This window comes from Allobosea sp. MMO-172 (assembly GCF_037147855.1).
Classification (GTDB): Bacteria; Pseudomonadota; Alphaproteobacteria; order Rhizobiales; family Beijerinckiaceae; genus Allobosea.
Genome location: NZ_JBBCUM010000028.1, coordinates 1 through 12,028, shown reverse-complemented (window position 1 = coordinate 12,028; position 12,028 = coordinate 1). Strand labels below are relative to the sequence as shown.

Genomic DNA, 12,028 nt, shown 5'->3' with positions numbered 1-12,028 from the left:
TGTGCGCCAGTCGTGGTTGCGACCTCACCGCCCGTCGGCGAACCGGGCGTGGATCTCGCCAAAGCGCGCGGCGATCTCCCCGAAGACATCGACGAGCCGGGGGTCGAACTGCCGGCCGCGCTCGCCCATCACCACGGCGACCGCCTCGTCATGCGTCATCGCCTCCTTGTAGACCCGCTTCGTGACGAGCGCGTCGTAGACATCGGCGATCGCCATCAGGCGCCCGGACAGCGGAATCGCCTCCCCGGCGAGGCCCTGCGGATAGCCCGTCCCGTCCCAGCGCTCGTGATGCGTATGGGCGATCTCCTTGGCGAGCCTCAGGAAGGAGCTCGAGCCGCCGAGATGGCGCTCGGCATCGGCGATGGCGATGCGCCCGAGCTCGGCATGGGTCTGCATCGTCGCCCGCTCGTCATCGTCGAGCCGGCCGGGCTTCAGCAGGATGCTGTCGGGAATGCCGACCTTGCCGATATCGTGCAGGGGCGCCGACTTGAACAGCAGGTCGAGCGTCGCGTCGTCGAGCACTTCGGCGAAGAGCCCGCGCTCGCGGGCGCCCTCGGCCAGCACGCGCAGATAATGCTGGGTGCGCCGGACATGGTTGGCCGTCTCGTTGTCGCGCGTCTCCGCCAGGGACGCCATCGCGAGGATGATGGCCTGCTTCGCCCGCTCCGCTTCTTCCAGCGCGGTCGAAAGCGAGTTCACCAGCGCGATATTGGTCATGGCGACGGCCGCGCTGTTGGCGATGCGCCTGAGCGCCCGGATCACCTCGGGCGCCGGCCGATGCCGGCGCGCCCAGTAAGCGCCGATCGCGGCGACCGGATCGTCCTGCCGGACCGGCACCATCACAAGACTGCGCACGAAGGTCGGGCGATAGGCCTCGTGAGGAATCCGCTCGTCCTCGTCGATATCCTCGATGACGACGACCTCGGCATGCTGCATCGCCCAGCCGGAGATGCAGCTGTCCATCGGGAAGCGCTGACCCTTCCAGAGCGGCGCGATGGCATCCTCGTCGGCATAGTAGCAGCGGCCGTTGTCGCGCAGGATGAAGCTGATGCCGTCGGCTCCGATCAGGGCGCGGGCGTTGCGGCGCACGACCGCCATGACCTCGTCGATGCCACGTGCCATCGCAAGATCCAGCGATAGCTGGTCCAGCGCGCTGAGCGTCGGGTCGGATGGATCGGCGGGCGACGGAGAGACAGACGCTTTCATGTGTCCAGGAGAAGCAATCGGGCAAACGAAAGGTGCGGGCGGCAAGCTGCCTCAAAAAAGTTACAATTCCCCCAACGTCAGCACAACGACCGCCCATGCATCCCTGCCCATGCGACAGCGCGGGCATCGACCTGCCCGCGGCGCGGCAACCGGCTTGCGTGCGCCATCAAACGCAATAGATAAGAGGGCGAGGAGTTTTCCGCGCGCAATGACCTTCGAAGACACCATCGGCCGCTCGCGTTCGCGCGAGCCCGCCATCAAGATTCACGGCCCCGAGGCCTTCGCGGCCATGCACAAGGCCGGCCGGCTGACGGCTGCCGGCCTCGACATGCTCGGCTCCTACGTCAAGCCCGGCGTCACCACGCAACGGCTTGACGATCTCGCCTTCCAGTTCGCCATGGACAACGGCGCCTATCCGGCGACGCTGTTCTATCGCGGCTACACCAAGTCGATCTGCACCTCGATCAACCATGTCGTCTGCCACGGCATTCCCGACGACAAGCCGCTGCGCGAGGGCGACATCGTCAATATCGACTACACGCTGATCGTCGATGGCTGGCATGGCGATTCCAGCCGCATGTACGGCGTCGGCGAAATCTCGCGGAAGGCCGAGCGCCTGATCGAGATCACCTATGAAAGTCTGGAGCGCGGCATCAAGGCGGTGCGCGCCGGCGCCACCACCGGCGATATCGGCTTCGCCATCCAGCGCTATGCCGAGGGCGAGCGTTGCTCGGTGGTGCGCGATTTCTGCGGCCACGGTATCGGCCAGCTCTTCCACGACGCGCCGAACATCCTCCATTACGGCAGCCCCGGCGAAGGCGTCCTGCTGAAGCCCGGCATGGTCTTCACCATCGAGCCGATGATCAATCTCGGCAAGGCGGGCGTGAAAGTGCTCTCGGATGGCTGGACCGCCGTGACCCGCGACCGCTCGCTCTCCGCGCAGTTCGAGCATCAGATCGGCGTCACCGAGCAGGGTTGCGAGATCTTCACGCTCTCCCCCGCCGGCCTCGGCAATCCGCTCGCGAAATGAGCGTCGGCATCGGCAAGGGACCGCGCAAGGCGCCCTCGCCGGCCGCATCCGCCGATGCCGACACGCCGCACTATCACGGCCATCGCGACCGCCTGCGCGCCCGCTTCCAGGAAGCAGGCGCGGAGACGCTGCCGGATTACGAATTGCTGGAGCTTCTGCTCTTCCGCTCGATCCCGCAGCGCGACGTCAAGCCGCTCGCGAAGGACCTGATCCAGCGCTTCGGCTCCTTCGCGGAAGTGCTGGGCGCGCCGGCTGCGCGCCTGACCGAGGTGAAGGGCGTCGGTGACGGCGTCGCGCTCGACCTCAAGATCGTCGAGGCTGCCCTGAAGCGCATGGCCAAGGGCGCGGTCGGCAAGCGGCCCGTCCTGTCCTCCTGGTCTTCGGTGCTCGACTATTGCCGGATGGCGATGGCCTTCGCCGAGCGCGAGCAATTCCGCATCCTCTTTCTCGACAAGAAGAACATCCTGATCGCCGACGAAGTCCAGCAGACCGGCACGGTCGATCACACCCCGGTCTATCCGCGCGAGGTGATGCGCCGCGCGCTCGAACTCTCGGCCTCCGCGATCATCCTGGTCCATAACCACCCCTCGGGCGATCCCACGCCGTCGGGCGCCGACATGCGGATGACGCGCGAGCTGGTCGATATCGCCAAGCCATTGGGCATCGCGATCCACGACCACATCATCGTCGGCCGCGACGGCCATGCCAGCTTCCGCAGCCTCGGACTGATCTGATGACGCAGCTCACGGTGAAACGCGTCTACGATTCTCCCGCCCCCGGCGACGGCACGCGCATCCTCGTCGACCGCCTGTGGCCGCGCGGCGTCTCGAAGGATCGGATCGACCTCTGGCTCAAGGACCTCGCGCCCAGCGATGCGCTCCGCCACGAATTCCACGGCCATCCCGACCGCTGGGACGAGTTCTGCGCCGCCTATGCGACCGAGCTGGGCAGCCCCTCGGCACAGGCGGCCCTCGCGCTTCTCGACGCCGAGCGCAGCAAGGGCGCGGTCGTCCTGCTCTATGCGGCGAAGGACGAGAATCGGAACAATGCCCAGGCCCTCCGCCTCTGGCTGGACGGCCGCACGTTTTCGGTCCAAGAATAGCGCAGGCACAGCCGCAGCGTGCGGCAACATGGATGAACCGCCGCATTCTGCGGGCCGGATCATCTTTGCCGATATTATCATGAGCAAACTGTACCTGATCAATACTGCCCGCGAAAAAGGCAGAATTGATGAGTTACATGGCTATTCTCCCTCTTCCCGAACGGCCGCGAATGCGCATAGGCTGCCTTCACAGGGGAAGAGGGCTGCATGGTCGCATTCGATGAAATGAAAGGGTCGGGGGCCGAGCTGAGGCCTGCCTACGAGGCTCTGGATCGCTGGCTGAAGGAAGCGCCGCCCGAGATGCTGGCGTTGAGGCGCAGCCAGGCGGAACTGTTCTTCCGCCGCATCGGCATCACCTTCGCGGTCTATGGCGACGAGGAATCGACCGAGCGCCTGATCCCCTTCGACATCATTCCGCGCGTGCTGACCAAGCCGGAATGGACCAAGCTGGAAGCGGGCCTGCGCCAGCGCGTCACCGCGCTCAACATGTTCCTGGCCGATGTCTACGGGCCCAAGGAATGCCTGAAGGCCGGCATCATCCCGCCCGATCTGGTCTATCGCAACGCCTGCTACCAGCTCGAAATGGTCGACTTCAAGGTCCCGCACGACATCTACTGCCATATCGCCGGCATCGATGTGGTGCGCGTCGACGCCGATACCTTCTATGTCCTCGAGGACAATGCCCGTACGCCCTCCGGCGTCTCCTACATGATGGAGAACCGCGAGGTGATGCTCAGGCTCTTCCCCGAGCTGTTCTCGACGCATCGCGTCGCGCCGGTCGACAATTACCCCGACCAATTGCTGGCGACCCTGCGCTCGGTCGCGCCGCGCAGCGCCTCGTCCGACCCGACGATCTGCCTGCTGACGCCAGGCCAGTACAACTCGGCCTTCTACGAGCACTCGTTCCTGGCCGACAAGCTCGGCGTCGAGCTGGTCGAGGGCTCGGACCTGCTCGTCAAGGACGACATCGTCTACATGCGCACGACCCAGGGGCCGAAGCGCGTGGACGTGATCTATCGGCGCATCGACGACGACTTCATCGATCCCCTCGCCTTCCGCAGCGATTCCGTGCTCGGCGTCCCCGGCATCATCGGCGCCTACAAGGCCGGCAACGTCACGCTGGCGAACGCAGTCGGCACCGGCGTCGCCGACGACAAGGCGGTCTACAGCTACATGCCGGAGATCGTGAAGTTCTTCACCGGCGAGGAGCCGATCCTGAAGAACGTCCCGACCTACAGATGCCGCGAGCCCGAGGCCAATGCCTATGTGCTCGACAATCTGGAGAAGCTCGTCGTCAAGGAGGTGAACGGCTCCGGCGGCTACGGCATGCTCGTCGGCCCGCACGCCAACAAGGCCCAGATCGAGACCTTCCGGCGCAAGCTCAAGGCAAGCCCTGAGGGCTTCATCGCCCAGCCGACGCTGGCGCTCTCGACCTGCCCGACCTTCGTCGCTTCCGGTGTGGCGCCGCGCCATGTCGACCTGCGTCCCTATGTGCTCTCCGGCGCCAACGGCATCTCCTGCGTGCCGGGCGGCCTGACCCGCGTCGCGCTCAAGGAAGGCTCGCTCGTCGTCAATTCCAGCCAGGGCGGCGGCACCAAGGACACCTGGGTGCTCGACGCATGACAGCCGCGGCCACCCTTTCGCCTGCCATCCCGAAACAGCCTGCCATCCCGCGGAAAGGCACACGCTGACCATGCTTTCGCGTACCGCAGACAGCCTCTACTGGGTTTCCCGCTATGTCGAGCGGGCCGAATATCTTGCCCGCATCCTCGACGCGACGACGCGCCTGACCAACCTGCCGACGACCTATGGCGGCGCCGGCACGGAATGGCAGAGCGCGGTCCTTACCGCCGGCTGCGAAGAGGCCTTCGCCAAGGCCTATGGCGAGGCCAATGAACGCAATGTCTGCGACTTCCTGACCTTCAGCCCGGACAATCCCTCGTCGATCCGCAACTGCCTCGCCCAGGCGCGCTCGAACGCCCGCGCGGTGCGCACCGCGCTGACCTCGGAAATGTGGGATGCCTTGAACGGCGCCTGGCTGGAGCTGCAGCGCTTCGAGAAGAAGCGCATGGACCGCGAGGAATTCGCCCGCTTCCTCGACTGGGTGAAGAACGTCTCGCTGGTCTTCGACGGCTCGGCCTACCGGACCATGCTGCGCGACGACAGCTACTGGTTCTCGCGGCTCGGCGTCTATCTCGAACGCGCCGACAACACCGCCCGCATCCTCGACGTGAAATACCATGTCCTGCTGCCGGCCGACGAGCAGGTCGGCGGCTCGCTCGACTATTTCCAGTGGACCACGGTGCTGCGCGAAGTCTCGGCGCTGACCGCCTATCACTGGGTCTATCGCGAGGCGGTGAAGCCGATCCTGGTCGCCGACCTTCTGGTGCTGAACCGGCGCATGCCGCGCTCGCTCGCCGCCTGCTACGAGAACATCTCGCGCTTCCTCGACGCGCTCGGCGATGCCTATGGCCGGCAGGGACCTTCCCAGCGCCAGGCCCGCAAGACGTTGGCCAATCTCAGCAATACCCGGATCGACGATGTCTTCGTGCACGGGCTGCATGAATTCATCGAGGAGTTCATCACCGAGAACAACCGCCTCGGCAACACCATCTTCGAGCAGTACCTGCAGTGAACCGCTTGCCTGCGTTCGCCGCGCGACTGCCCTAAACCCTGCCCGGACTGGAATATGCGGATCAGGATTTCCCACACGATCGGCTACGACTATGCCGAGCCGGCACGCCATATCACTCAGATCCTGCGGCTGACCCCGCGCGACCATGACGGCCAGCACGTCATGTCCTGGCGCATCGAGCCGAATGTCGACGGGCGTCTGCGCGCCTCGCAGGATGCCCATGGCAATATCGTGCACAGCTTCTATGCCGACGGCCCGATCTCCTCGCTCGCCATCCGCATCGACGGCCTGATCGAGACACTCGACCTCGCCGGCGTGGTTCGCGGCGGGCTGGAGCGCGTGCCTTGCGAGGTCTATTGCCGCGACACGCTGCTCACCGAGCAGGACGAGGCCCTGCGCGCCTTCGCCGAAGAGGTCACGGCCAGCGCCGGCACGCCGCTTTCGCGGATGCATGCGCTCATGAACGCCGTCAGCGACCGGATGGATTGCGTCAAGGCCAGCGGCCGCACCGGCGTCGGCGCCGCCGCGGCTTTCGCGGCACGCGAGGCGATCGCGCAGGACGTCGCCCATGTCTTCATGGCCTGCGCCCGCCATCTCGGCCTGCCCGCGCGCTATGTCTCCGGCTATGTCGCGCAGTCGGATAGCCTGCCGCATGGCAACGGCGCCCATGCCTGGGCCGAGGTCCATCTCGACGATTATGGCTGGATCGGCTTCGACTGCGCCAATGCGCTCTGCCCGATCGATACCCATGTACGGGTTGCCATAGGGCTCGATTTCGCGGATGCAGCACCGGTTCGCGGTTCGCGCCAGGGTGGCGAGGGCGAGAACCTCAACGTGCTCGTCAGCGCCCGCGAGGCCGAAGGCCGCGGCGCCAATCAGTAACTGCTCCCGCCCGGCGGGCGTGGCCAGGAAGACAGGGATCAAAGCCCGTGACCTATTGCGCCGGAATCCTCGTGCAGGACGGGCTCGTCATGATCGCCGACACCCGCACCAATGCCGGGCTCGACGACATCTCGACCTTCCGCAAGCTCCATGTCTTCAACTGGCCGGGCGACCGCAATTTCGGGCTGATGACCGCCGGCAATCTCTCGATCACCCAGTCGGTAGTCAGCTTCCTCCACGAGGGGCTGCCAAATCCCGACACCGGCGAAATGGATACGCTGCAGAACGTCAGCTCGATGTTCCGGGCGGCCCAGCTCGTCGGCCGCTGCATCCGCCATGTCCGCGACATCGACGGCCCCGCGCTGGAGGATGCAGGCGTCAAGTTCGAGATCGGCATGCTGTTCGGCGGCCAGATCAAAGGGCAGCCGATGCGCCTCTTCATGGTCTACAGCGCCGGCAACTTCATCGAATGCGGCATCGATTCGCCGTTCCTTCAGATCGGCGAGCACAAATACGGCAAGCCGATCCTCGATCGCGCCGTCACCTACAAGACCCATCTCTACGATGCCTTGAAGGTCGGGCTGATCTCGATGGATTCGACCATGCGCTCGAATCTCGGCGTCGGCCTGCCGATCGACCTTGTCGTCATCCGGCGCGACGCCGACGATTTCGAGCTCAACCGCCGGATCGAAGCCGGCGAGCCCTATTTCCACGACCTGCGCGAACGCTGGTCTGCGGCACTGCGGGCCGCCCATATGGCGATCCCGCGCCCGCCCTACGGCCCAGCGGGAACTTGACGCAGCGGCAGACGGGGTGCAGGCAACGGGATGTCAACACTTCGGGCCTTAAGTCACAGCACGAAGATCCTTTTCCGGACGAAGAATGCATTTGACCACCGCCGCGAAGATGACGAATGCGGGCTCCTCCGCTCGCATGTTCGCGAGCACGGTGGTCACGCTGGGCTGCGCCTTCCTGTTGCTCATGGCCGCCGGTATCGGCGTCGTCGTCGCGATCACCCGCGAGGCCAATCGGCTTGAGGCTCAGCGCCAGGCCGAGCGGATCGAAGCCGCCATCAACGGGCAGATCAAGCTGAGCGAGTTGAGGCTGGAGCGCCTCGTCGCCGCCGGCGACCTGCCGGAAGCCCTGCAGCAGCCCAACCCGACCAAGGCCATGCTTCAGTCCGCCCTCAAGCGCCTGAGCGGTCAGCTGATGGATTTCGACGGCGCCTATATCGGGGGAACCGGTGGCGCCGTTCTGGCCTGGGTCGAGAACCCGGCCGCGGCAGATCACGGCAATACCGATGGCCCGCACCATATCGAGGCCTTGCAGCGCGGGGCGAAGAGCTCCTTCGTCGCGGCGGTGATCGGCGACGAGGTCACGCCCCAGTTCGGCGCGGCGCGGTCGACCATCATCACGGATGGCGGCGAGACCCTGATCCTGACCGTGATCGACCTCTCGCGCATCGCCTCGTTCAGCTCCGACGGCAGCACGACGCCGCTCTCCTTCGTCGCCTATCGGCACCTGTCCAGCGCCCTGATGTCGGACCTGGCCGAACGCAACCGCATCTCCGATATCCAGCTCGTCACGTCGCCGCCGGCCGATCCGCTCTCCAAGCTCGGCCTGCGCACCGCCGACGGCAAGCTCGGCGCCTGGCTGACCTGGTCGCCGGCCCGCCCGGGCGACGTCATGCTGCGTCGTTTCCTCTGGGCCCTGATCGCGGTCGCGCTGCTGTTCTCGGCGATCTTCGTCTTCGTCGTGCAGCGCCTGCGCGCCTCGGCCGAGCAGATCGAGCTGCGCGAGCGCCAGATCCAGCGCCTCGCCGGCCAGGACGAACTCTCGCTGCTGCCGAACCGCCGCAGCTTCGACCTGACGCTCGACCAGACGCTCGCCCATATCCAGGATGACGACGGCCCGAGCCTCGCCGTGCTGCTGATCGACCTCGACCGCTTCAAGGCCGTCAACGACACCTATGGCCATACGGCCGGCGACGAGCTTATCCGGCAGGTCGCGGTCCGCCTTTCCGGCGCGGTGCAGGTCGGCGATACCGTCGCCCGCCTCGGCGGCGACGAGTTCGGCATCATCCAGACCCACTCCGCGACGCCGGCCGGCTGCGCCGCGCTCGGCGAGCGCATCCTCGCGAGCCTCTCCGAGCCGTTCAGCATCACCGGCGCCGAAGTCACCATCGGCTCCTCGATCGGCATCGCCATGGCGCCGCGCGACGGCACCAGCCGCGAAGCCCTGCTCAAGCTCGCCGATACCGCGCTCTACGAAGCCAAGAACAGCGGCCGCAACCGCTATGCCTTCTTCGAATCGCAGATGAACCGCTCGATGCAGCTGAAGCGGATGGTCGAGGACGACCTGCGCCATGCCATCGATAACGACCAGCTGATGCTGCACTATCAGCCGCAGGTTTCCGTCGATGGCTCGACCATCGTCGGCGTCGAGGCCCTCGTGCGCTGGCAGCACCCGGCCCATGGCATGATCCCACCCTCGGATTTCATCGCCATCGCGGAAGAGCGCGGCCTGATCGTGCCGCTCAGCGAATGGGTGCTGCGGCGTGCCTGCACCGAGGCCAAGCGCTGGAAGGGCGTGCGCCTCGCCGTCAACGTCTCGCCGATTCAGTTCCGCCACAAGGACTTCGTCGCCAACGTCATCCGCACCATCGAGGAGACGGATTTCGACCCGGCTCAGCTCGAGCTGGAATTGACCGAAGGCGTGCTGATCGAGGATGCCGATGCGGCCGAAGCCGCGATGATGGACATCCGCGCTCATGGCGTCGGCCTCGCCCTCGACGATTTCGGCACCGGCTATTCAAGCTTGATCTACCTGCGCCGCTTCGCCTTCGACAAGATCAAGATCGACCGCTCCTTCCTCGAATACATGGAAGCGACCGGCGAATCCGCGATCCTCGTCCATTCGATGGCCCATCTCGGCCGGGCGCTCGGCCTGCGGGTCTGTGCGGAGGGCGTCGAGACCGCCGAGCAGCACCGCTTCCTGCAGGCGATCGGCTGCCACGAATTGCAGGGCTTCCTCTTCTCCAAGGCGGTCCCGGCCAGCGAGATCGACCGCCTCCTCGGCCTCGACAATCCCTTCGCCGAAATCCTCGCCGCCGCCTGACACCACGAGCCGGGCGCGCGGCGGACCTTCAGAAGAACAGCTCGTGGATGCCGCTGAAGATCGCGTAGGCAAAGCCCGCGCTGAGCAGCAGGCCGGCAGCTCCGACCACAGCACCGATGATGATCAGCAACCCGTCCCTCTCGACGAGGCCGAGCCCGACGAGGCAGACCGCGAGCCCGAGCGGGATCTGGCCGATGAAGGGCGCGGCAACGATCAGGCCGAGCGCCAGGATCAGGATCACCAACCCCAGTACCGGGATAGCCCAGGTTCCGCCCAGCATGGTCAGGCGCGGCTTGGAGAAGCGTTCCAGCCAGGTCAGTGCCGGCAGCGCCCGTGCCACGGCCCGGTTGAGCTCGGGCTTGCCGATGCTGCGCGTCAGCAGCGCCTGCGGCAACCATGGCATCCGCCGCCCGGTCAGCATCTGCACGGCGACGAAGGCGAGCACCAGCCCGCAGACCAGCGGGATCGGCGGCGGCATCGGCAGGCAGTTCGGCAGGCCGAGCAGGACGACGAGCAACGCATAGGCCCGGTCCTGCAATGCAGCGACGATCGTACTGACGGCGATGCGTTCCCCGGGCAGGCCCGCCAGCGCCGTCAGGAGTCCGGATGTACGCAAGGGAGATGACAAAGGTGCAGGCCGTGCCGAAGCGGAAGCGCCCGCCTAGCATGGTCCCACACCCGCCAACAAGCGAGCCGGACGCAGGCTTTCAATGCCCCAGGCTCAAGCCGACGGTCGGCGGAACGTTCAGTGCAGGGTGAACACGCCATTCACATTGCGGATTTCCGCTGGCCTGATCAGGCGCGAATGCGCAACCGTGATGGAGTGAAGCGGCCCCTCCAGCTCACGCTTCCAGAACGCCAGAAAGTCCTGAAGCACAGGAAAGCGCGGCGCCAGGTCGTATTGCTGCCAGATATAGGTTTGCAGCACGCTGAGATGATCCGGCATCCGGTAGAGGATCGTCGCCGTGGTCAGCCCATAGCCTTCGAGTTGCCGCATGAAATCGGTCGAAACCATCGCCACCTCCCCTCCGCAACGGACTGAAAGCTTTGCCGGATAGATCGAGCGTGCTCCCGCCTGGTTAACAAAGGCTTGCCAGTCTACTGACAAACTGCTGCAATCCTGAGGCAGGCTGCCGAAGGGGCAGCGTGCGCGACAGCGGGCGTGGGGGCTTGCGTGGCGTACTGGGTGGGCAAGGCCGGACTGGCCGGGCTGGCGATGTGCTTCGCCGCCGTCCCGATCTGCACCGCCAGCGCCGAGGAGGAAGAGCCCGAGCGCAGCCCGCTCTCGATGGTGATCTTCGGTTCCATGGAGGCAGGGCCGACCAAGACCTTCCTCTCGGTCGGAATGAAGCGCGCCCTCGGCGGCAGCCTGAGCCAAAGTGGCTTCCGTCTCTTCGTCAAGTCCGGCGGCACGCAGGAAGAGACCCGCCGCCGCAGGCCACATGGCACGACCTACAAGGCCGAGTCACAGGCGCTCCTCGGCTATGAGTGGCGTATCGGCGACAGCTTTCTAGCGCTCTATGCCGGTTCCGATACCGAGAGCGAGCAGCGGATGGAGACTTTCGATCCCTCGCCCCTCGTCACCCGCTACGGCGCCCGGGTGCAGCTCGATCTCTGGATCGTTGCCGCGCCCGGAATGGTCGTCCAGGCCAATGCCTACCTGTCCTCGCTGAACGGGCGCCTCTGGGCGCGCGTCGCGCCGGGCTGGCAGATGCCAGCTGGGTTCTATCTCGGTCCCGAATTCGAAGCCTATGGCGAACGTGACTACCGCAAGTACCGGCTCGGCCTGCACCTCACCGGCCTGCGCTTCCTTGGACTGGACTGGCGCCTCTCGGGCGGCTTCCAGTCGGCGAGCAACCGGCCTTCCGAGTATTACGGTACGCTCGGCGTGCACTGGCTGCGCTGAGATAGCATGGAGAGTGGCTAGTCACCTCTGATCAGAGCTACCACCCTTGTCATCAACTCAGTATTTAGCGTCTCTGAGCCTTGCGTTTGCGACGACGATGATGCGTCGCATGATGGCGACGATAGCGACGATTGGCTTTTTCTGGCGCTT

At 65.8% G+C, this 12,028-nt stretch carries 12 protein-coding genes; 9 read left to right on the top strand and 3 right to left on the bottom strand.

Features of this window, described 5'->3' with window-relative positions:
• Positions 1–24 precede the first annotated feature (24 nt).
• Positions 25–1,122: an HD-GYP domain-containing protein gene (locus tag WFK61_RS25230; protein WP_336814802.1), complete on the bottom strand. Its 1,098-nt coding sequence runs from the start codon at positions 1,120–1,122 to the stop codon at positions 25–27.
• 292 nt (positions 1,123–1,414) lie between these two features.
• Between WFK61_RS25230 and map the strand changes: the two genes are divergently transcribed.
• The 8 genes from map (at position 1,415) to WFK61_RS25190 (ending at position 9,972) form a co-directional block, all read left to right on the top strand.
• On the top strand, positions 1,415–2,236 hold the full coding sequence (gene map / locus WFK61_RS25225) for a type I methionyl aminopeptidase (RefSeq protein ID WP_336814801.1): 822 nt from the start codon (positions 1,415–1,417) through the stop codon (positions 2,234–2,236).
• A complete protein-coding gene (gene radC, locus WFK61_RS25220; RefSeq protein WP_336814800.1) occupies positions 2,233–2,970 on the top strand; it encodes a RadC family protein in 738 nt (245 codons plus the stop codon). The genes map and radC overlap by 4 nt, the downstream gene beginning before the upstream one ends.
• Positions 2,970–3,338 (top strand): DUF488 domain-containing protein, encoded by a 369-nt coding sequence (locus tag WFK61_RS25215; RefSeq protein ID WP_336814799.1) that lies wholly within the window; start codon positions 2,970–2,972, stop codon positions 3,336–3,338. Before radC ends, WFK61_RS25215 begins: the two co-directional genes overlap by 1 nt.
• Positions 3,339–3,545: 207 nt before the next feature.
• Entirely contained in the window at positions 3,546–4,961 is a 1,416-nt protein-coding gene (locus tag WFK61_RS25210; RefSeq protein WP_336814798.1) for a circularly permuted type 2 ATP-grasp protein, read from the top strand.
• A 70-nt stretch (positions 4,962–5,031) separates the two neighbouring features.
• Entirely contained in the window at positions 5,032–5,973 is a 942-nt protein-coding gene (locus WFK61_RS25205; RefSeq protein ID WP_336814797.1) for an alpha-E domain-containing protein, read from the top strand.
• Positions 5,974–6,027: 54 nt separating this feature from the next.
• Positions 6,028–6,855 carry a transglutaminase family protein gene (locus tag WFK61_RS25200; RefSeq protein WP_336814796.1) on the top strand — a complete coding sequence of 276 codons (828 nt, stop codon included), beginning with the start codon at positions 6,028–6,030 and terminating at the stop codon, positions 6,853–6,855.
• A gap of 47 nt (positions 6,856–6,902) precedes the next feature.
• Complete coding sequence (locus WFK61_RS25195) at positions 6,903–7,652, top strand: proteasome-type protease (RefSeq protein ID WP_336814795.1); 750 nt, start codon at positions 6,903–6,905, stop codon at positions 7,650–7,652.
• A gap of 85 nt (positions 7,653–7,737) precedes the next feature.
• Positions 7,738–9,972 carry a putative bifunctional diguanylate cyclase/phosphodiesterase gene (locus WFK61_RS25190; protein ID WP_336814794.1) on the top strand — a complete coding sequence of 745 codons (2,235 nt, stop codon included), beginning with the start codon at positions 7,738–7,740 and terminating at the stop codon, positions 9,970–9,972.
• 28 nt (positions 9,973–10,000) lie between these two features.
• On the opposite strand, the gene WFK61_RS25185 is transcribed toward WFK61_RS25190, so the two are convergent.
• Entirely contained in the window at positions 10,001–10,600 is a 600-nt protein-coding gene (locus WFK61_RS25185) for an exopolysaccharide biosynthesis protein (protein ID WP_336814793.1), read from the bottom strand.
• Positions 10,601–10,717: 117 nt separating this feature from the next.
• Complete coding sequence (locus WFK61_RS25180; RefSeq protein ID WP_336814792.1) at positions 10,718–10,987, bottom strand: usg protein; 270 nt, start codon at positions 10,985–10,987, stop codon at positions 10,718–10,720.
• 159 nt (positions 10,988–11,146) lie between these two features.
• On the opposite strand from WFK61_RS25180, the gene bcsS reads away from it, so the two are divergent.
• Positions 11,147–11,878, top strand: coding sequence for a cellulose biosynthesis protein BcsS (bcsS, locus tag WFK61_RS25175; RefSeq protein ID WP_336814791.1), 732 nt, complete (start codon positions 11,147–11,149; stop codon positions 11,876–11,878).
• Positions 11,879–12,028 lie beyond the last annotated feature (150 nt).

Coding starts and splice junctions, on each gene's coding strand:
- WFK61_RS25230 (WP_336814802.1), bottom strand. CDS start 1,122: ATGGCACGTGGCATCGACGAGGTCATGGCGGTCGTGCGCCGCAACGCC.
- map (WP_336814801.1), top strand. CDS start 1,415: ATGACCTTCGAAGACACCATCGGCCGCTCGCGTTCGCGCGAGCCCGCC.
- radC (WP_336814800.1), top strand. CDS start 2,233: ATGAGCGTCGGCATCGGCAAGGGACCGCGCAAGGCGCCCTCGCCGGCC.
- WFK61_RS25215 (WP_336814799.1), top strand. CDS start 2,970: ATGACGCAGCTCACGGTGAAACGCGTCTACGATTCTCCCGCCCCCGGC.
- WFK61_RS25210 (WP_336814798.1), top strand. CDS start 3,546: ATGGTCGCATTCGATGAAATGAAAGGGTCGGGGGCCGAGCTGAGGCCT.
- WFK61_RS25205 (WP_336814797.1), top strand. CDS start 5,032: ATGCTTTCGCGTACCGCAGACAGCCTCTACTGGGTTTCCCGCTATGTC.
- WFK61_RS25200 (WP_336814796.1), top strand. CDS start 6,028: ATGCGGATCAGGATTTCCCACACGATCGGCTACGACTATGCCGAGCCG.
- WFK61_RS25190 (WP_336814794.1), top strand. CDS start 7,738: ATGCATTTGACCACCGCCGCGAAGATGACGAATGCGGGCTCCTCCGCT.
- WFK61_RS25180 (WP_336814792.1), bottom strand. CDS start 10,987: ATGGTTTCGACCGATTTCATGCGGCAACTCGAAGGCTATGGGCTGACC.